This window comes from Methylobacterium sp. UNCCL125 (assembly GCF_900116795.1).
Classification (GTDB): domain Bacteria; phylum Pseudomonadota; class Alphaproteobacteria; order Rhizobiales; family Beijerinckiaceae; genus Methylobacterium; species Methylobacterium fujisawaense.
The window spans coordinates 207,834-228,138 of sequence record NZ_FPBW01000008.1; the positions used below are offsets into that span (position 1 = coordinate 207,834).

At 68.2% G+C, this 20,305-nt stretch carries 15 protein-coding genes, 1 tRNA gene and 1 pseudogene; 8 read left to right on the forward strand and 9 right to left on the reverse strand.

Annotation, left to right across the window (positions count from 1 at the left end):
• Positions 1-1,776 (forward strand): sensor histidine kinase, encoded by a 1,776-nt coding sequence (locus BM396_RS10335; RefSeq protein WP_081948656.1) that lies wholly within the window; start codon positions 1-3, stop codon positions 1,774-1,776.
• Positions 1,777-2,004: 228 nt separating this feature from the next.
• On the opposite strand, the gene BM396_RS10340 is transcribed toward BM396_RS10335, so the two are convergent.
• From BM396_RS10340 to BM396_RS33315, 4 genes and pseudogenes are all read right to left on the reverse strand, one after another.
• A complete protein-coding gene (locus BM396_RS10340; protein WP_043382426.1) occupies positions 2,005-2,394 on the reverse strand; it encodes a phage holin family protein in 390 nt (129 codons plus the stop codon).
• Positions 2,395-2,473: 79 nt separating this feature from the next.
• Positions 2,474-2,893 (reverse strand): RNA polymerase sigma factor region1.1 domain-containing protein, encoded by a 420-nt coding sequence (locus BM396_RS10345; RefSeq protein WP_043382428.1) that lies wholly within the window; start codon positions 2,891-2,893, stop codon positions 2,474-2,476.
• A gap of 83 nt (positions 2,894-2,976) precedes the next feature.
• A complete protein-coding gene (locus BM396_RS10350) occupies positions 2,977-4,071 on the reverse strand; it encodes an acyltransferase family protein (RefSeq protein ID WP_043382429.1) in 1,095 nt (364 codons plus the stop codon).
• A 582-nt stretch (positions 4,072-4,653) separates the two neighbouring features.
• A pseudogene (locus BM396_RS33315) lies at positions 4,654-4,819 on the reverse strand (IS3 family transposase); the annotation flags it as partial.
• 512 nt (positions 4,820-5,331) lie between these two features.
• On the opposite strand from BM396_RS33315, the gene BM396_RS10355 reads away from it, so the two are divergent.
• The 3 genes from BM396_RS10355 to BM396_RS10365 all read left to right on the forward strand — a co-directional run bounded on the left by BM396_RS10355 (position 5,332) and on the right by BM396_RS10365 (position 10,133).
• Positions 5,332-5,408: transfer RNA gene (locus tag BM396_RS10355), tRNA-Arg, on the forward strand.
• 248 nt (positions 5,409-5,656) lie between these two features.
• A complete protein-coding gene (locus BM396_RS10360) occupies positions 5,657-8,281 on the forward strand; it encodes a S1C family serine protease (protein WP_051976061.1) in 2,625 nt (874 codons plus the stop codon).
• Positions 8,282-8,627: 346 nt separating this feature from the next.
• Positions 8,628-10,133: an ATP-binding protein gene (locus tag BM396_RS10365; RefSeq protein ID WP_199807247.1), complete on the forward strand. Its 1,506-nt coding sequence runs from the start codon at positions 8,628-8,630 to the stop codon at positions 10,131-10,133.
• Positions 10,134-10,615: 482 nt separating this feature from the next.
• Here BM396_RS10365 and BM396_RS10370 read toward each other — a convergent pair whose 3' ends face one another.
• A complete protein-coding gene (locus BM396_RS10370) occupies positions 10,616-11,365 on the reverse strand; it encodes a DUF5131 family protein (RefSeq protein ID WP_043382435.1) in 750 nt (249 codons plus the stop codon).
• A gap of 11 nt (positions 11,366-11,376) precedes the next feature.
• Positions 11,377-12,504, reverse strand: a complete 1,128-nt coding sequence (locus BM396_RS10375) for a three-Cys-motif partner protein TcmP (RefSeq protein WP_244538856.1) — start codon at positions 12,502-12,504, stop codon at positions 11,377-11,379.
• Positions 12,505-12,742: 238 nt separating this feature from the next.
• On the opposite strand from BM396_RS10375, the gene BM396_RS10380 reads away from it, so the two are divergent.
• Positions 12,743-14,617 (forward strand): GmrSD restriction endonuclease domain-containing protein, encoded by a 1,875-nt coding sequence (locus tag BM396_RS10380; protein ID WP_043382438.1) that lies wholly within the window; start codon positions 12,743-12,745, stop codon positions 14,615-14,617.
• Positions 14,618-14,658: 41 nt separating this feature from the next.
• On the opposite strand, the gene BM396_RS10385 is transcribed toward BM396_RS10380, so the two are convergent.
• Genes BM396_RS10385 through BM396_RS10395 form a run of 3 tightly spaced genes read right to left on the reverse strand, consistent with a single transcriptional unit; the run spans position 14,659 to position 17,247 of the window.
• Positions 14,659-15,762: a J domain-containing protein gene (locus BM396_RS10385; protein ID WP_043382441.1), complete on the reverse strand. Its 1,104-nt coding sequence runs from the start codon at positions 15,760-15,762 to the stop codon at positions 14,659-14,661.
• A gap of 9 nt (positions 15,763-15,771) precedes the next feature.
• Positions 15,772-16,008, reverse strand: a complete 237-nt coding sequence (locus BM396_RS10390; protein ID WP_043382445.1) for a hypothetical protein — start codon at positions 16,006-16,008, stop codon at positions 15,772-15,774.
• A gap of 12 nt (positions 16,009-16,020) precedes the next feature.
• Positions 16,021-17,247 (reverse strand): hypothetical protein, encoded by a 1,227-nt coding sequence (locus BM396_RS10395; protein ID WP_139239478.1) that lies wholly within the window; start codon positions 17,245-17,247, stop codon positions 16,021-16,023.
• Positions 17,248-17,300: 53 nt separating this feature from the next.
• Here BM396_RS10395 and BM396_RS10400 point away from each other — a divergent pair, with 53 nt between their 5' ends.
• The 3 genes from BM396_RS10400 to BM396_RS10410 all read left to right on the forward strand — a co-directional run bounded on the left by BM396_RS10400 (position 17,301) and on the right by BM396_RS10410 (position 20,211).
• Complete coding sequence (locus BM396_RS10400; protein WP_051976063.1) at positions 17,301-18,146, forward strand: hypothetical protein; 846 nt, start codon at positions 17,301-17,303, stop codon at positions 18,144-18,146.
• 292 nt (positions 18,147-18,438) lie between these two features.
• A complete protein-coding gene (locus BM396_RS10405) occupies positions 18,439-18,639 on the forward strand; it encodes an NUDIX hydrolase (protein WP_043382448.1) in 201 nt (66 codons plus the stop codon).
• A 444-nt stretch (positions 18,640-19,083) separates the two neighbouring features.
• Positions 19,084-20,211: a hypothetical protein gene (locus BM396_RS10410; RefSeq protein ID WP_043382451.1), complete on the forward strand. Its 1,128-nt coding sequence runs from the start codon at positions 19,084-19,086 to the stop codon at positions 20,209-20,211.
• Positions 20,212-20,305 lie beyond the last annotated feature (94 nt).

Below are 20,305 nucleotides of genomic sequence, written 5' to 3' on the forward strand. Positions count from 1 at the left end.
ATGCCGCTCCGCGTCCCACGCCCCGCCGCGCCGCCGCCGTCGCTACCGCCGTCGCCGCCTCTCTCGCTGCCTCTCTCGCTGCCTCTGTCGCTGACGACCCGCATCCTGCTGCTCGTCCTGCTCGCCCTCGCCCCGGCACTGGCGATCCAGGGCTACAACGAGGTCGCCCTGCGGGCGAGCCGCGACGCGGCCGTGCGGGCCGAGGCCCGCGCCATCGCGTGGGACGTCGCGGAGGATTTCGCGCAGATTTCCGAGCGGATGCAGCAGGCTCTCGACCTGATCTCGGGGGATGCCTCCGTGCAGACCCGCGACCCGGCGGCCTGCACCGCCTACCTGCGGCGCGCCGCCGCCCGGCTGCCGCACGTGCTGCTGATCGCCCTCACCGATCCCGAAGGCGCCGTGCTCTGCGACAGTGCCGGCTCCCCGGCGGGTTCCTACACGAGCCGCGACCGCGCCTATCACCGCCGCGCCCTGGAGACGGGCGGCTACGCGGTGGGCGGCTACGCGGTCGGCCTGCAGACGCGGCGGCCCTCGATCCACTTTGCCCGGGCCGTCCATGCCGGCGACGCGACGGCGGCCCCCACCGGCGTCCTCCTCGCCGCCGTCGACCTCGACTGGCTCTCCGATCATCTGGAACAGACGCTCCATCAAGCGGAGACGGCGATCACCGTCACGGACCGCGACGGCCTGATCATCGCCCGCCGTCCGGACGAGGCCGCCTGGATCGGCAAGCCGATCCCGCCCGACCAGCGCGCCATGCGGGAGATCCAGGGCAGCGAAGTCCGCGTCGCCGAGGGGCTCGACGGCCGCCTGCGGATCATCGCGGCCGCAACGCCGGACGGCCCGCTGGCGGGGGTGCGCGTCGTGGTCGGGCGCGACCATGCCGCCGCCTTCGCGGATATCGACGCCGCCACGCGCCGCGGGCTGGTGCTGATCGCGCTCGGGGCGGCGCTGGCGCTGGCCGCCGCCCTCGTGGCCGGGCGGCTCTTCATCCGCCGTCCGGTCGAGCGGCTCCTGCACATCGCGGCGGCTTGGCAGGCCGGTGATCTCGCCGCCCGCACCGGCCTGCGCGGCGCCACGGAGTTCGAACGCCTCGGCAGCAAGCTCGACGCCATGGCCGGCACCCTCCAACGCAGCACCGCCGCGCTGCACGCGGAGATCCAGAACGGGCGCGCCCTGCAGGCGCAGCAGGGCACGATGCTGCACGAACTGAACCACCGGGTGAAGAACACCCTGGCGACCGTCCAGGCCCTCGCCCGCCAGTCCCGCGGCTCCGCGGACGTCCTGGAGGCGCGGATCCTGGCCCTGTCGAAGACCCACGACCTCCTGACCCGCGAGGACTGGAGCGGTGCGTCCCTGCGCGAGGTGCTGGAGAACGAACTCGGCCCCTACCGGACCGGCGGCGACCAGATCCGCCTGGACGGTCCGGACGTCTCGCTGAGCCCCCGCGAGGTGCTCGCGCTCGGCATGACCATCCACGAACTGACCACCAATGCCGCCAAGTACGGCGCCCTCTCGGTCCGCGAGGGCCGCGTCCGGGTGACGTGGTCGCTCGCGCCGGGCGCGCGACATCTGCGGTTCCGCTGGGAGGAGAGCGGCGGCCCGCCGGTGCAGCCGCCGACCCGGGTCGGCTTCGGGACGCGGCTGATCGCCGGCGGCGTGCGGCGCGAGCTCGCCGGCACGGTCGATCTCGCCTTCGAGCCCCAAGGCCTCCAGTGCCGGATCGACGTGCCGCTGGATCCGGGGCTCGGCACGATGCTGGCACCCACGGGCTAGAGCCCACGGGGTTCAGCAAGATTGTCTCGATGCGACAGGGCGTTGAGGCGACATTCTGATTGATCGGTTCAGCACATCCGGATCAGCCGGGCGCGATGGGCCGGCTTGCCAAGACAGGATGCGGAACGACGAAGCAGCCCCTCTACCGGCGAAGCGCCGGGCCGCTCGCGTCACGCGTGAACGAACGGGCATAGCCACCTGACGGAAAACGACCTTTCGGTCCCGGGATCAGGTGCCGATGCGTGTAACCTCCCGGACGTCCCGCTTCACCTGCCGCCATGTCCGCCAGGGTTCCAGGTTCGAGAGCGCCATCCGGCGCACGCCCATCCAGCCGAGGCCGAGCGCGACGGCCAGGAACGGCGCGGCGACGAGCAGCGCGGCCGGCGCCTCGGAACCGAACGGCACCGCCAGCAGCTTCACCACGGCGTCGAGGCCGAGGAAGAAGGTGACGATCAGGAGCACCGGGATCGTGCCGATGATGGCGACCAGCGATACGATCGCCCGGATGTTGCCGTCGATCTCCGTCCGCGCCAGCGTCAGCAGCGCCTCCACGTGCGCGGTCCCCTCGCGCAAGGCCGCAATCAGCAGGGCGAGGGTTCCGTCCGGGGTCTGACGCATGGATACGATGGTCCTCGGGGCCGTTTCCGGCCGTCCCGGGCCAACGGGGCCGCGGGCCGAAGCGTTCCGCCCCCGACGCTCACAGCATCAGGAGCACCGCGCCGAGGATCAGCACGGTCGCGAGGCCGGCCAGGATGACCGCCCGGCTGGCATCGGCCCGGTCGTCCGGGATCGGCTCCGGCGGGGCCGCCGCAGCGGATCCGGGCGCAGCGAAGGCGGCGCCGTATCCTGCCTCCGTTGCCCGGTCCGGCGGCGTGCCGGGCTTCGGTGCCGGGAGTTCCACCGCGGTCGAGACCGGCCGGTTCGCCGGGGGACCGACGGCCTCGGGCTCGACGCTCACGCCCGCCGCCTCCAGCTCCAGCATCACCAGAACCAGGGCATCGACATCCATGCGCTCGACGGGCAGCGCGGTGTGCAGATCGTCGGCCGTGATGGCGCCCCGGCTCCGGCCGAGGGCGATCAGCCGGTCGAGCGTGCCGCGATCCAGACCCTGCGTCATGCTCCGCCCTCCCCGGCCGCGACCCGATGGTCTATCGCGAAACGCGCCCGGGCGGGCCCGGTTACCCGGCGGCGCGTCCGGCGCTAGGCGCTGAGCGCCGGACGCGCCGCCGGTATGGGGCCGGGCTCGGGGCTTGCGGCGGCGCCCGTTCCCGCGCGGAACCGGAGCATCGGCCGTTCGATCAGAAACCAGCTCAGCAGGCCGAGGGGCATGGCGGCCCCGAGCGCCAGGGCCGCGACCGCCCAGGGGGAAATGCCGGGGATCCGGGCGATCAGCAGGTTCTGCAGCGGCCAGGCGTAGAGGTAGAGCCCGTAGGACGGATCGATCTGGGCGGTGGCGCGGCTGAGGGCATTGGGACGCACCGCGAAGGCGAACCAGAAGATCAGATACCCGCCGAGGAGCGCGAAGGCCGGCTCGGCCAATGGCCGGCTGAACAGGAGCGGCACCAGCAGCAAGGCGGCGAGGCCGGCGCCGCGGCGCGTGTAGGCGATCCGGTCGGCGAAGAGCCGGAAGGCGCCGCCGCAGCAGAATACGAAGGTGAGGCGGATCATCTCCGACAGGGAGCCGAGGGCATCCCCCGGATGCCCGATGGGCAAGTAGAGCCAGCGCAGGGCGAGGAGGATGCCGAGACCCGTGAGGAGACCGAGATAGCGCCCGCGCCGGCGCAGGGCGCGGGCAGTGCCGACGAGGCCGAGCAGGAGGTAGCAGCCGAACTCGCAGGGGATCGTCCACATCGATCCGTTGAGCAGCGGATAGGGCAGCCCGGCGAAGGTGCCGGGGACCACCGGCATGAGGAGCAGCGACAGCCGCGCCAGGGCCTCCAGCGGCGAGGCCGCCGCGAGGTCGCCGCCGCCCAGGGGCGCGACCACGGCGATGCAGAGCAGGGACGCCACCACGAAGGCCGGGTAGATCCGCAGCGCCCGCCGCATCAGGTAATCCGCGAAGGAGCGCTTGGCGCGGTAGCTCGCGGTGATCAGGTAGCCGCTCACGAGAAAGAACCCGTCGACGGCGATCTCCCCGAGGGACAGGGTGCCGAAGGCCTGCGTCAGCAACTCGCGCGACCGGTTCCCATCCACGAGTTCGGGGGCGTGGGCCAGGATCACGAGGGTCGCGAACAGGAGGCGCAGGGACCCGAAATTGTTCGCCCGCGGATCCCGGCCGCCCGTCACCTCCGCCACCGCTGTTCGCTCCCGACCCCTCTGCCCGGTGTTCAGGGGTCAAGAAGCGGCGCACGAAGGCAAGGACGCCGGCGCCACACCGGATGGTGATCGGGCGGCGCCGCGCGATGGGACGGGCGCCGTTGCACGGGCGACGCAGTCGGATCAGGGCATGGCCGTGGCCCGGGCCCGCAGCTCAGCCGGACAGCGCGTCGCCCTCCGAAGCTGGAGGGGCTGGCCCTCCAAGGTGCTGAGGGCTGCGATAGAATTCAGTCTCTGAGCCGATCGCCGAACTGCCGGTCATCGCGTGTGGCGCACCCGCGGCGCCGTTGGGCCTCATCGGGCAACTCGCCGCGACCGCCTTCCGCAGCGGGCAAGCCGCGTCTGAAAGCCGCGTCCGTCGGGCCGGGCCGGCGGTCCGGCACGATCGACGTGCGCCTTCAACGGCACTGTTCCTCCCTACACCACCCCAAGTGCCGCGCGAGATCCAGCCTGTCGGGCTCGTGTCGGTATCGGCACCTCCGCTGCCGCGCGGGTGACGTCTTGGACGATCCGACGTGCCGACGCGGGTGTGCCTTCTGTCGCCACCCGCATGGTCGTCCCAAGCGCCGCGCACGCCCGCGAGCTATCGTCGACCACGACGCGGATGCCGGAAGCGCCGTCCCTCGTCGCGCGTGTCGGGGGCGACGTCGCGGCTCCAGCGCGCGCCGCGCCTCCGTATCGACCGTTGCTCGTCCCGATCGAGGCGGAACAGCGTCTTGCGATCGAGAGGCCGCCCCGTCGACCTCGGCCCAGCCCTCGTCCCCAACCCTCCGTGCCCTCGTCGAAGCCGTGGACCGCAATGCCGACATCGGTCTGGCTGTAGGCGCAGTTCGGGGACGCAACGCCTTCGAAGCGAATTTGACGCTGGCCCGTTCTACGCAGGCTTCGGCATCGTCGTGCAACCTGATGCAGAGGCCCCCTCCTTCTGGACGGCCGCCATCATTCGTGGGCAGCCGTTCCCGGTCCGGCATTCCCGTGCTGCTGCCCTCTGCGGCGACGCGATCCCCGGGGCGACCCTCCCCGTCTCGATCGGGACGGGAGCGCCGTTGATCGCGCTCGCCCATCGCCTGCGGCGGCGCACGCGCGGCGCGCCATGCGCCGGCTGCCCTGGCTCAACTCCGGTCAACCCGCTCCGGCGCGCCCCCACGACGTCCCCGTCGAGGCGATGAGAAGCAGAGCGCGATCGTATCGGCGCCGTTGCGCTCCTCGCGCGCTTGGGCTAGGAAATCGCCACGGCCTGCACCCGTAGCTCAGCTGGATAGAGCGTTGCCCTCCGAAGGCAAAGGTCACACGTTCGAATCGTGTCGGGTGCGCCAATTTTACCCTTCATTGACAGCTACTTAGCTGCTTCGCCGACTTGGCGGCCCTGATCTTTCGAGGGGTGGTGTGCCAAGGGTGTGCCAAAGATGCTGGCGGTTTGCGTGGTGTCGGGCGCCTTCACGGCGTCCCACAAGCGAAGAAATTTGACACAGGCAGACCGATTCACCGCGTGAAGGTGGGATAGCCTTCGACTTAAGATTGATCCGCTGCCCTGATCCGGCCAGATTGCAACCTGGAGGTTGGCATGGGCAGGGTGTGGGCCGGTTTTGTCGCGGTGCTCCTTCTGGTAGCGCTGCCCTCTGTCGCCGATGCAGGCGATCTCGCCTTGTCCGGCAACGCCCGCTGGGTCGTTCTGGCCAGCCGACCGGACGTCGACACCGCCATCGGCGTCGCGCGCTACCATCGCTGGCAATTCCCGAGCGTGCGTGTCGTGCGCGCGGCCAACGGCTGGTTCGCGGTCGTCGCCGGGCCGGAGAACGCTACCGATCCGCGCGCCCTGCGCCAGCGCCTTACCCGTGCGGGTGGCCTGCCGAGCGACTTTATCTTCTCGCGTGGTGATAGCTACGTCGAGCAGGTCTGGACGCCGCCGCGCCCACCGGCCGGGCCAAGCGCCAAGTACGACGGAAAACGCGACAGCGTCCTGCGCGTCGGCACCCTGTCCGTCATGCTCAGCAGCGTCAGGGGAAAGGACGGCGACCGCCACCCGGTGGCTGTAGGCCGTGAGGATGGGCAGTTGGCTTTCGCCCTCTCCCTCGATCAGTCCACCCGTGGGACGGACGATGATTCGAACTCCGACTTTGCCGAGGTCGCCGCCGTGCGACTCGACCCAATCTCGCCGCGCCTCAGCCTTGTCGTCTCATCGTTCTGGGGCGGCGCCCACTGCTGCACGGTGACGAAGATCGCCACGCAGGACGCGCGGACAGGCCGCTGGTTGGTCGCGGACGGCGAGACCTTGGATAGCGGCGGCTACGCCTTTGAGGATCTCGACGGAGACGGCACCTACGAACTGCTCAACGGCGACAACAGCTTCCTGTACGCCTTCGGCCCCTATGCCTCGTCCAATCCACCCGCCCAGATCCACTGGGTGCGCGCCGGACGGCTGGAGGATGTGACCCGCCACGCCAACTTCGCGGGCTATCAGCGCCAGCGGCTCGCGGGCATGGAGCACACGGCAAGCCTCGACCCCGAGCGGTGGCATGACAACAACTTCCTTGGCGGGTGGGTCGCGCAAAGCATCCTCGTCGGGCGCGGTGAGGCCGCGTGGGCGCGCATGCTGCAACTGTACGATCGCAATGCTGAGTGGCCCTACGAGGAATGCACAGTCGCCCTGCCCCTGGCCAAATGCCCGGATGCACGGAAGCGCAAGACCGACTTCCCGACCGCGTTACGGCGTCACCTGAACGAAGCGGGCTATCCGACTCCCTGGCTTGGACCCCTGGCGGTGGCACCGCCCGCGGTCACTGTGCCTGCGGGCCCTGCCCGGTACGAGTTCGCCGCTGCGGCCTTCGAGTCCCAGCCGGTGAATGAGCGCATCCGCCTCCAGGTGCTGCTGACCGCTACCGGCCATCAGGTCGCCGTGCCGAACGTCGATTTCTCCAAACGGCTGTTCGAGACGGTGGTGCGCTTCCAGTCGCAGAGCGGGCTATCCGTAACTGGGGTGATTGATGAGGGGCAGGCCGCGACGCTCATGAGCTCGGCGACGCCGCTGCTGCGCACCTGGGGTTTTCGCGCCGCTGCACATCCATACAGGGGCCACCCTATCTGGGTGCCGTTCGGCCTCGGGCTGCGCGAGGAGCGCACGGGCTCGGGCGTGACCTGGACTGACCCCGCCAAGCGCGCGACGCTCAGCTACATCGCCACCCCGAGCGCGTTGGAGGACGGCTATCGCACAGCCCTCGAACGGTTCGCCAGGGACGGCACGCGGGTGAACTACAAGGTTCTCCGCCCAGATTTCTTCGCGATATCGGCCTCCGGTACGGATGGGCTGGATTGGTACATGCGCTTCCACCGAGACGGAGCAGGCACGCTCGGCTTCTTCCTGGCTTGGAAGTCCGCGGAGGCCGACCTACACATGGAACGCGTCGCGGTGCTGGTTTCGGGGTCACTGGCCGCCAGCATGTCGGGCGCGCCGTTCACGGCGCCAATCGCCGTAGCCCCTCCTTCAGCGGTGGCGGTGGCCACGCCCTTACAGCCAGTCGTTCCGACGCCGCCCGCAGTCGCTCCCAGGCAGCCGGATCCCAAGCCGCATACGGCCTCGTCCGGCACCGGCTTCTTCATCAGCCGCGCTGGCCACCTGCTGACGAACGCCCATGTGGTTCAGGATTGTGCGACCATTGAGGTGAATGGACCAAACGGGCTTGTAGCGGCCCGGCTCGTGGCTCAGGACCGGACGAACGATCTTGCGCTTCTGAAGGCGGAAATCACTCCGGTAAAGATCGCTGCCTTGCGCACGGGGGTTCGCCTCGGCGAGGCAGTAGCAGTCTTCGGCTACCCGTTGTCGGGCATGCTCTCGACCTCAGGTAACTTCACGCTGGGCAACGTCACTGCGCTGACCGGGCTCGCCGATGACAGTCGCTACTTCCAGATCTCGGCGCCCGTGCAGCCGGGCAACTCGGGTGGCCCGCTCGTCGACGCCTCTGGCAACCTAATCGGTGTGGTGAGTGCGAAGCTGAACGCCTTGAAGGTGATGGTCGCCACCAATGGCGACATCCCGCAGAACGTGAACTTCGCGATTAAAGGCTCGCTGGCGGGAGCGTTCCTGGAGAGCAACGGCGTGGCATACACCATAGGAACTGATACCACCGCCCTCCCCCCGGCTGATCTCGCCGAACATGCCAAGGGGCTCAGCGTATTCGTGGCTTGTCGGTAGGCCAAAAACTCCTTCACAGAGCCAGATGATTGCGGGAAACGGCAAAACGGGCCGGGCATCAGAGGGAGAATGCCCAGCAAAAACGTGGGGGATTCTGGAACAGGGGTAGGACGCGAGTTGGTCAAACCAACGATCTGCTCGACGACGTCAACGAGGGCCAGAGGCGATACGTAAGGACGTTGAGGACGTTGAGAAGGAGGTCACCGAAACCGACAAAAAATTCACCAGATGCGATTCACGCGAACAGATCGGTGCGGGGTGAGCAATCTCAGCTCTGAACCCGAGCGTTGCTTGACGTGATGATATGCATCACAAGACTGGGCTCGTGGGGACTGCAACACCGGTTATGACCGTTGATCTTGTCACGATAGATCACGCCCAGGCTATGCCACCAGGAACGGATCAGGCGCGCCTCGTCGCCCTCGTCGATCACCTCCGTGCTCTCCCGGCTGAGACCGGTTGGGCAGAGTTCAAGGAGAACAACGCCGACCCGGATCGGATCGCGCGGACCGTGTGTGCGATGGCCAATACCGCATGCCTAGAAGAGCAACCCTTCGCCTACTTGATCTGGGGCATCCGGGATAGCTCGCACGAGGTCGTGGGCACCACCTTCGAGCCCACCGCTGAGAAGAAGGGCAACGAACCCTTTGAGTTGTGGTTGGCCAAGAACCTGAGCCCAAGTCCTTCCTTTCACTTCAAGGTCATCACGCACGGAGGTTTGCGGGTCGTCCTGTTGGAGATCCCGGCCGCCAGCACCGTGCCGGTGAAGTTCAATGGCATTCCCTATTTGCGGGTGGGTAGCGCTACCCCCAAGCTCTCCGACTTCCCGGAGCGCGAGGCCGATCTCGTCAGTAAGTTGCGGCCCTTCGTATGGGAGCATGGCGCTGCCCGCTCCTTCGTCACCGACCAAGGTGTGCTCGCCCTTCTCGATCACACTGTCCTGTTCACAATGCTCAAGCAGACAGCCCCCGAGAACCCGGCGACCATCCTCGAACGCCTCGCTGAGGAGCGCCTGATCGCCCGCGACGTGGGCGATCGGTGGAATATCCTGAACCTCGGTGCTGTGCTGCTCGCGCGCAGGCTCGAACAGTTCGATGGCCTCGCTCGGAAGGCGCTGCGCGTCGTGCAGTACGACGGTAACACGCGCGTGAAGAGCAAGCGCATCCAAGAGGGCTCGAAGGGCTATGCCGCCGGGTTCGTCGGCCTGCTACGCTACATCGACGACCTGCTTCCGAGCGAGGAACGCATTGAGGTCAGCGGCGTCCGTGTGCAGCGGCGCGCCTTCCCGCAGATTGCACTTCGGGAACTCGTCGCCAACGCGCTCGTCCATCAGGACATGACCGTGACTGGGTCGGGGCCGCTGGTGGAGATATTCGACAACCGCGTGGAGATCTCGAATCCGGGTGCGCCCGTGACCGACGTGCTGCGCAAGCTGTTCGGCGCTCCCCCACGGTCCCGCAATGAGCAAATGGCCCGGCTCATGCGCCGCATGGGCCTGTGCGAGGAACTTGGGTCGGGGCTCGTCAAGATCGTGGCGGCCCTGGAGGAACACCGCCTCCCTGGCTTGGAGTTGAAGGTCGTCGACGCGAACTTCCGGGCCATCCTGCTCGGGGCACGACCGTTCGCTGAGATGACCCGGATCGAGCGCGCCCGTGTCTGCTTCCAGCACGCCTGCTTGAAGTTCCACGGAGGAGGTCTCCTGACGAACGCCTCCTTGCGCGATCGGTTCGGGATCGAAGACCGCAATGCCGCCCAGGTCTCACGGGTAATCCGGGACACCCTGGACGAGGGAGCGATACGCCCCGCCGACCCGGAACGCCCGAAAGCAGGCTACGTCCCCTACTGGGCGTGAGGACGCAGGATTTGATCGTGATTTGACTGGCGAGCCTTCCGCAGGGTGGGGCGCGCAGAGAATGCGTTATCCGTCAATCTTTTAGCCCCAGGCGTTGCGCGGTCCGGTCTTGACCTTGATTTGATCCTCGCCGCTCCAATGCCTCAGCGCGGCGACGGTCCCATATGTGGGGTAGGCCAATATGGACGTAGGGCGTGGGGCAGCGCAGCGGACCGAAGCATCCTGATCGAGGATAACCGATCGAGGCGCTGGCGGGCACAATCGAGCGTGTCACCTTCCACAGCCCTGAGACCGGCTTCTGTGTCCTCAAAATCCAGGCCCGCGGCAAGCGCGACCTCGTGCCCGTCATCGGCCACGCCCCGCCATTCGGCCCGCGGGGGGGCGTCGAGGGTGTAGCCCTGGCGGCGTAGATCCGATCCGTTCGAATGAGGGGGCGTAATCGGCTCGTCCACTTTATCGGGGCCGGACTGGTGCGCTCTGCTCTAGGCGGCTGCGGCCGGGTACTCGTCCCAGGTCCGCCCGTCGAGAAGCCGACCCGTGCGCGATTTTTGTGGGCCGCCCCACTGCTTGAAGTGGAACGCGACGCCCGCCTCCACGGTCGTGTCGCGGATCTCGCGCACCCAAGCCGAGTCGACGGGGCGCGCGCCCGGCCCGCTCTCACCGCCCGCGATCACCCAGTCGATGCCGTCGAGGTCGAGGTCGGGAAGGGGTCCGAGAAGGGGCTCCAGAGACAGGAACTTCACCTTCGCGCCTGCTTCGCGGAGGCGGTCGATGCGCCAGAGGTAGTCCGCGCTCTCGACGCTCACCCCCATCCAGACGTTGTCGGGCCACGCCAGCGACGGCGAGACTTCGAGCAGCCGGTCTGCGCGCTTGGTGAGGACCTGATACGTGTGCTGGGGCGTCTCGGCCATCACCGCGAACACCTCGCGCACGTATGCCAGCGGCACGTCCTCATGGAACAGGTCGGACATCGAGTTGACGAAGACCCGCCGCCCCTTCGCCCACGCGCGTGGGGCGTGCAGGGCCTTGCGATCGAGCACGAGCTTCCCGGTCCATTTCGCCCGACCGCCCGACTTGCGCGTCGTTCCGGCGTACTTGGCGTGGCCCATCGCCTCGCAGCGGGCGGCCATGCGCATCGCGTAGCAGTTCGTGCAGCCCGGTGAGACGATGGTACAGCCCGCGACCGGGTTCCAGGTCGCGTCTGTCCACTCGATTGATGAGGAACTTCCCACGCCGCTCGCCTCTACCGGAATGTCACCGTGACGTTCTCGCCGAACGTCCGCTCGCCCTTACGCATCTGACGTTCGGCGGCGGGCGGGCTGGCGGTGATGCGGCCAGCGTTCTCCATCTCGTTCAGCACGCGCTTGTAGTTCCTCTCGACGAACGGCGTGTTGACGTTGTGCGCCTCGTAGATCTGCTTCATCGTCATCGTGCGACCGGCATACCTGACGGCCAGATCGTTCGCCAGCGCTGCGATCGGCCGGTTCAGTGAGAACAGCAGCGGGCAGCGCGCGTCGGCGGGGGAGTACGTGAAGGAGGGCACGCCCTCGTCCTCCGTCGAACTCTCCTTTGCCATGATGTCCTTCATGATGCCGTAGCCGAGCTTGTCCTTCGAGACGAACACCAGCGCGTGAGAAGTGCGGCTGCCGTCCGCCCGCTTGAAGCGGAACGGCAGGATGAATGGCGCGCCGAGGTCGCGCAGCGCGCTGGCGAGTTCCTCCAACACGAAGGCTTCTCGCTCGTTCGGCCTCATCTCGGTCATGAACGCCCGCATGCGGTCGATGCGCTCGCGCCCGAACAGGGCGTCCATGTGCGCGCGAACGGCGTCGTTGTTGATGCCCGCGTTGATGCGGCCGTAGTTGAAGAAGAACACGCAGTCGCAGCCCCAGTCCTTCACCATGGCCTGGACGAAGCCGCGCGACAGGCCCCTGTAGCCGAAGGGGTCGGCGAACGAGAACGTCGGGAACATCCGGATGCCCTTGAACATCGCCTCGGCGTCGGCGCCGACCTCGCCGCAGTAGATACGCGGCTTGTGCTTGAGCTTGGCGAGATCAGGTAGGGCGTCGACCGCGATCCTCAGAGAGTCGACGTTCTCCTCGTCCCTGTCGTTGAACATCGTCGTCAGAATCTCGGCCAGTTCCGGCTTGGCGACGGCCTGCTCCAACACGAGGAGTGGTGTCGACTTCGCCCCGTCCTTGTAACGGCCGGGTCCGGCGAAAAGGTCGATGTAACCCAGTCTGTCGATACGAATGCCTTTGCGGCGGTTGGCCAGCATGACGTGCGCCCAGGCGTCGAAATACTTGGCTACGATCCGAGCCTTGGCCTCGGACTGCTCAGTCTGCTCGTCGAAGAACTGCTCCACCTTGGCCACGCACAGCCTCCATGGTGCGAGGCATATCAGATCAGACGTCGGAACGAAAGTGGAACACAAATGCGAGGAACTGCGCTCGCGTTGAGCCGAAGCCACCGCATCAGATCTCGATCGCCAGACCTCTTCTCCCTGTCAGCGGCCTCAGGCAGGTAGGAACACCCCGAACAACCTTGACCATTCTAAGTTGAGGATGCAACCATCTGCGACTGGCTTCGCGCACCGGCTTGAGAGGACCCTTATGAGCCGCGTCGAGTTCGACTCCACGAAGAAGCCCCTTGACGAACTCCTGCGTAAGGCCGCCGAGGGCCTGATCCAGCTACCCGACTTCCAGCGCGGCTGGGTCTGGGACGACGAGGGCATCCGCGGCCTGCTTGCTTCCATCTCGCGCTCCTTCCCGGTCGGTGCGCTCATGACCCTCCAGACCGGCGGCGAGGTCCGCTTCAAGCCCCGCACCGTCGAGGGCGCGCCCAAGGTCAGCGCCGCGCGCGAGCCCGAAAGCCTTCTGCTCGACGGCCAGCAGCGCATCACCTCCCTCTATCAAGCCGTCATGCGCCGGGAGGTCGTCGAGACCCTCAACGCAAAGCGCCAGCGCATCAAGCGCTGGTACTACATCGATATGAAGGCCGCCCTCGATCCGAACTACGACCGCGGCGAAGCCATCGTCGGTGTGCCCGAAAATAAGACCGAGACGCGCAACTTCGGCCGCGACGTCGTCCTCGATCTCACCACCCCCGAGCGCGAGTACGAGGCGATGCTGTTCCCCGTGAACCGCATCTTCGACGACCGCGAGTGGCAGCACGGCTTCGAGGACTTCTGGCTCGACCGCGACGACCGGGACAAGCGCGGCTTCTACCGCGACTTCTACGACAAGGTGCTTACCGCGTTTCTGCGTTACCAGATGCCGGTAATCGAACTCGGTCGCGCCACCAGCCGCGAGGCCGTCTGCCTCGTGTTCGAGAAGGTCAACACCGGGGGCAAGAAGCTCGACGCCTTCGAACTGCTCACCGCGATCTTCGCCACCGACGAGTTCGACTTGCGCCAGGACTGGCTCGGCACGGCGGAGATACCCGGCCGCCAGAAGCGGCTGGCCAAGCACAACGTCCTCTCGCAGGTGCAGCCCACCGACCTGCTTCAGGCCGTCTCCCTGCTGCACTCAGCCGCCCGCCGCCGGGCGCACGTCGCGGGCGGCGCGGCAGGCGATCCGCCGCCCGTCATCTGCACGCGGGACGCGATTCTCAACCTGCCGCTGGCCGCCTACCGAGAGCACGCCCCGAAGGTCGAGGCCGGGTACGAGCGCGTCGCCCGCTTCCTGCGGGCGCAGCGCATCCACTGGTTCAAGGACGTGCCCTACACCACCCAACTCGTGCCCCTGGCCGCGATCCTGGCGGCGATCGGCGACCGCTGGGAGGAGGAAGCCGCGCGGCGCAAGCTCACCCGGTGGTACTGGTGCGGGGTGTTCGGCGAACTCTACGGCTCGGCGGTCGAAACGCGCTACGGCAAGGACCTGTGGGAGGTCCCTGCCTGGATCGACGGCGGCCCGGAGCCGAGCAGCGTGCGCGACGCGGTGTTCCGCGCCGACCGGCTCGACACGATGACCTCGCGGCTGTCGGCAGCCTATAAGGGGGTGCACGCCCGCCTGATGCGCGAGGGCGCCCGCGACTTCCGCTCCGGGCAGAGCTACGACGACACGGTGTACTTCGAGGACGCGGTCGATATCCACCATGTGTTCCCCCGGGCGTGGTGCGAGAAAAACGGCGTCCCACGCACCCGCTACGACACCATCGTCAACAAAACGCCGCTGACGGCCAAGACGAACCGCATCATCGGCGGCTCGGCCCCGTCGCGCTACCTCGGGGCGCTTCGCGAGGCTGGCTCGATTAGCGACGACGCGGCGCTCGACGGCCTCGTAGCCAGCCACGCGATCGACCCGGCCCTGCTGCGGGGGGACGACTTCGCCGCCTTCTACGCCGCGCGGCGCGAGCGGCTGCTCGGGCTGATCCAGGAGAGCATGGGCCACAGCGTGTACCGGGGGGGCGAAGCCGACGAGGCGACCGGGCCTGTCATCGACGAGGAGCACGACAACCGCGAATCCCTCCCGCAGGCGGCGGAGTAGCCACGGGGGGGGGGCGTCGGTTCGGTCGCCGCAACCGCGCCTCAGCGAAACCCCCGCGCCTTGCGCGCCGCGTCGTAGGCGACGTTGATGCGCTTCGACTCCTCCTCGGCCAGGGCGCGCAGCTTCGGCCCGAGGGTGGCGACGCGATCCGAGTGGTAGCCCTTGATCGCCTCGCGGTAGGCGGTCTTGATCTCCCCCTCGGAGGCGGTGGCCGCAACGCCGAGGACCTCGTGCCACGACGGATCGGGCGGCGTTTGCTGTGCCTCCCGCCGCCGCTCCGTCCGCTCCTCGTCGCGCGGGATCTCCGAACGGTCCGCGACGAAGTAATCGTCGGCGTCGGTGTGAGGCGACCACCTCGCTTCGAGGTGCAGCCACGCCGCCGCCCGATCGCGATCGATCCGCTCCGGCAGCCTCCGCCGATGCACCCGCAGCGCGACGGCGAAGGTCGCGTAGGCGAGCACGGCCGCGCCGACCAGCGGGCTGATCAGCACCCGCGGCGGCAGCGGGTCCCACAGCAGGAAGCCCTGCGCGGCATAGGCCGCGTCCGGCCGGGCGAGCGACCAGACGTACAGCACGACGGTTGCGACGCCGAAGGCCACCAGCCCGTGTAGGACGGCGAGCTTGACGGCGTATCGCCTTACCCAACCCTCGAACTCCGCGCGCCAGGGCGGGATGTCGGCGCCGACGCGCAGTCGCGCGTCGCGGACCGCGCCCTCGATCCGCAGCAGCGCGGTCTCGGCCGCGTCGAGGGTGGCGTTCAGTTCCCGGCCCAGCCGACCGCGCGTGTCGAACCGCGTCTCGCCGCTGCCCTTGGTGAGGTGCAGCCCTTCGAGTGAGCCGCGGCCGTACTGCTCGCGGCGGCGGCGTGTCCACGCTTCCTTCTCGCCGAGGAGCTTGGCGACACTCCGCGCGATGCCCCCATCGTGAAAGCCCGCCGGGTCCGACAAAGCGGGTGGATGTCGACCGACATCCCGCAAGGCCAGGAGTGCGATGCCGACCGCGAGCGGCAGCGCGTAGAGGGCCGCGGTGGCGGCGAGCTGGAACAGGAAGCCGACGACGGCGACGATGACGCCGAACGCCATCACCAGGAGGATGAGGACTAGCCCGAGGCCGCCGTCCCCGGCGTTCTTCCTGCGGCGTGCCACGGCGCCGTCCTACGGCTTGGCCGCCAGCGCGCCGCCGAGCAGCGCCAGCAGTCCGAGGTAGAACGCGGCGCTGAAGGCGTAGGTCATCAGCGGGCTGCGGGCCTGCCGGGTCTCGAACAGGATCGCGCTATAGCGGCCGGAGGGGAACATGTAGATCAGCCACTGGATCGCGAGGCCCGGCAGCAGCAGCCGCTTCCACGGCCGATCCAGCCTGATCCGCGGGATGTTCTCGCGCCGCCAGTCCATCCGCTCTCCCCCCTACGCGGCGCCTCTGCCCAGCCGCGCGCGCGGCCTCGCCGGACCCCAGAACAGTCGGCCGAGGGTCAGCCCGATACGCCGGGCAAGCAGCGCCGCGGCGAAGCTCCAGGTCAGAGCGAGCCACAGTGCCTGCGTCAGCCACGCCAGGACGTTGCCGAGGAGGAACGCAGCCGGGCCGAGCAGTTTGAGGGCGGAGCGTGTCGGCTTGCCCACCGCTTCAGCCAAGCGTCGTATCCTGCCGACCTCGCGCGCGTTCTGAGCCACGTTCAGCGCCTGAGCCGCCCCGCGTTGACCGAGGCGCGCCTCAAGCGCCAGGGTGTCCTCGCCGAGGCGGGTGAGCGTGCGCAGAGCCTCGGGTCGCATGGCCTGCTGCGCCGCTCGCCGCGCCGCCGACAGGTTGAGAACCCGCGCGGCGGCGACCGCGTCCGTGAGGGCCGCCGCGTTCACCGTCTCGGTCGTCATGCGGACGAGCCGTGCGGCCAGATCGCGCGACAGCAGCCCCGCCCTGCGCGCCGACTTGAGGAAGTTCAGACCCCGCGCGATCGAGAGCTTCGCCGCCGCGAGCGGTGCCGCGCTGACGACGGCGGCCGACCCAGCGACGGTGGCGCCGGTCAGCGCAACGCCCGCGGCGGACAGGCCGAGCACGAGGTCGTCGTAGGGCTCGCCGCGGTAGAGCTTGTTGCCCTCCTGCCAGAGGTCGCGCATGTCGCCGAAGCCGACGACGTCGGCGACGAGCGCCCCGGCCGTGCCGACCCAGGTGTCCGAAGCGCCGCTGGCGAAGCCGGTGGCGAAGTCTCGTCCCGCCCCCGGTGCCGCCACGAGGGCGGCGGTGACGCGCTGGCGCCGGGTGGGGTCAACCGGTACGCCCTGCACATCGGCTAGGGCCGTGAAGCTGTCGGCGAGATCCGGGTCTCCCTGGCGCAGGGCTTCGTCGATCTCCTCGGCGAGGCGATCGCGCGTGGCGACCGCCGGGAGGCGCAACTCGGTGAGACGGACCGGATCCTCCTCGGCGCTGAGCAGGGCCATGCCCGTCATCACCTGCGGCAGGTGTGAGGCACCCGCGGCGACGATGAGCGCGAACAGGGCGGCGGTGACGGCGAGGCGGACCCGCGGGCCGCTCCCCTTGAGGCGGCGGATCAACCTGTTCGAGCGGATACGAGCCCCGTGGTCTCGTGCCCAGGCCACGAGCCGGTCCAACTCTCCCCTGGTCTGTTCAACAGGGCTCATGCGGCCAACCTAACGTACTTGCCCTTGGAGAGATATGGCCGGAGAGTGTGATCATGAGCATGTCGCCGACGGCATCAGTTCTCGCGGTCTGCATCCTCGTCTTCGGGGTCACGGGGGGCCGTGCGCTCGCTGGGCCGGATGGCGACGGCTCCATGATCGTCCTTAAGGGGGTGTGCAATGAGAAGAGTCACATCGCCGAAGGGTCGCGGACCGAGGATCTGACGAAGCGACAGTCGCGGTTCTTCTGTGACTCCGCGGTGATCATTCACCCGAACGGCGATCCCAAACGCGTTCTGATCACCTTCACCGAGTCGCAGTCCAACACCGGTCCGCAGATCGGTTTCGCCGGGTCCGTCTCCGAACCTGACATGGCGCAGATCTCACGGGTCTACCTGCGATCCGGCGTTGCCACGGCGGCCGACGACGGGGCGTGCAAGTTCTTCCGGAAGGACGGTAAGATCACGTCGCTGTTCTGCGGGGCGAAGCTCGACATCGGTGCGCGCAGAACCGTGCCGATCGTCGCCTTCGAGGTCGGGGCCAACAGCCGACCGGACGGTCCGCCCCAGCCGGATCAGGCGTCGACGAAGTTCCCACCCTACCGCGAGTCGGGCGTGGCGACCTGCACCTGCCCCGGCACCAGCATTGAGTTCTACATCGATGGACAGGGCGGCGCGCAGATCACGAACGCCAAGTCGAACTACAGTGGGTTCACGAATGCCGCGAGGGTGAAGCGGTGGACGGCTTCCCTCGCCGACAAAGACGGGCAAAAGCTGCTCGTGCTGGACAACGGCCAGCGATCCCGGATCATGGCCGATCCGTCGTCGGGCAAAGCCATGGGCTTCCTAGCGGACGGGGGTGTGTCCGACATGTTGTGCCAAGTTCTCGTCAAGCCGAGGTGACGGGCGAATAAGCTCGCTCGTCACGCACTTGTGGCTGGACTTGAAGTCGACATGATCGAGTTGTCTCGACGACCGCGCGGATCGCATCGCTTGCGGCCGGGGAAGGCCATGAACGGCTACGACCACACGCCGACCGTCGTGGTGGTGCTTGTCCCTATCCGGGGTAGGCTGCTGATGGTCCGCCGCAGCCTCGCCGAAGGGTACGGGCAACTCGCCCTGCCCGGGCGGCTACCAGATGCGCGGCGAGACGTGGAAGTAGGGCGGGACGCGCGAGGTCGCCGAGGAGACCGGCGTGAGCGTCGAGCCCGAACGGCTGCGGTTGCTCACCGTCGTGACGACGCCGGACCCGCGGCAGAACCTTCTGTTCTGCCAGAGCCTTCCGGTCGCGCACGAGGGCGCGTTCGTCCACGACGCGGAGGTGGTCGTCATCGACCGCCCGGTGCCTACTGCCTTCCCTCTGCACGACGCGATGGTCGCGCGCTTCTTCGGCTGATCGCGCTCAGGTCGAGCGGAGCGTCCTGATCGCGGCGCCGTCCCGCGCGGCGTGGTGTTGAGTGAACTTCGGACGGTCGAGCCATCAAGGGCAGAGCCGCGGGCTAGGCTGCACTCGGCACGCACGCCGCCACGCAGGCCACGTCGTGCGCCTCCGTGCCGCGTCCACGAGCAGACCGCCCAGCCTCCCTCGACGCCCGCCAGCGCCATCGGGATCATGACGAACTTTTCGTCAACGGGGCGCATCGAGGGTGGAGATGCGATGCCATAGCGAGGACGGCTTTCCGCTTCCAAGAGAGACAGGCTCGGTTGGTATAGTCGGGATTTGTTGCGGAGTTCGAGATCGGCGGCAGGATGGCCGGGCATCTTTCCCCTTATCGCCTGCGAGCCGCTCTTGGACCCATCCCTAGGCACGTTCGATCCAACCATCTTGGCCCGACCCCTAGTGCGAAGCTACGACGGTTGGGCGCTCGACGAGGCTCTCGCCGTCGACGAACACGCACCTGGGTTTCTGGCCACCTCCTGTCGCTGGGGCGCGGCCCGGCGACAGGTCGCTTTCCTCGTCCTGGCTCGCCTACGCGATCGGGGCGATGTCGACGTCTTCGCCCGACGTCTCGACGGGGCGCTGCTGGAGAGTGGGATCGCCGTCGACGCCGCCTGTGACCCCCGCGCCATCGTCGGTCGTGCGCTGCTCACCCTGAAGCCGCGCAAGGCCCTTCGTGCCGTGCTTGGCGGCTTCACGCCCCCCGGCCTCGTCGGGACGTTGGCCCGCCTCGGCCTCGATCCGCTACCAGCGCCAGAAGCCTACGCTGACATCATCCAGCTCTTTCGATCGGACGATCCTGTCGACCGAGCCCGCGTTCGTGTCCTCGGCCAATTTGCGGGCCCGATCACCATCGGTCAGATCCAGGCGCTGACCGTCCTCGACCCGGTTCTCATACATCGGGTTGTCGTGCAGCATGTGCGCACCCGCGAAGGAGCTGAGACCCTCGCTTGCGCCATCACCTACCTTCGACGTTACTGCTCGACCACAACCAACCATGCTCTCCGCGCCAGCCTCGATGCTTGGCCCATCGACCGGGACATCAAGCTATGGGTTCGCCGATGGGCAGAGCGCATCGATAACGCGCCAGCCCTCGACGATCTCGCGCGAAAGATCGGTGAACGCTCCGACATCAAGCTGCTCGCCAGTGGCGCCGAATTGACGGCCCTGGAGCGACGCTACCGGCACCTTCACAACGTGTGCGGCGAAGTGCTGGCGGGGCGGCACGCATACGTAGAGTACCGACCGTCGACGTCGGATGCGGACGCGTTGCTGGGCGTACTGCGCTGGACGAGCCGGGGCTATATGCTCGATCGCATAGACCGCCCAGGTCACCGCCTCGGACCTGACGCTCGGATGGCGGTGCTGCGCAATCACCTGCGCGCTGCGGGCGTGATTGTTCGCGGTCGTGCTCCGTTAAAACAGAAAGTGCGAGCTGCAATGGCAGCGTGGCTGGGCGTCTACCCCTGGGGCCGAGACGATGACGTTGTGGAGGACGACATCCTCGACGACGTTGAGGAGTGCGCATGATCAGGACTCACGCAGCCTACGTCGACGACGTCGTCGACGCCGAGTTGGGCGGCGCCGAGACAAACGTCCGCTGGACAAGCGTAGCGCGTGAGCG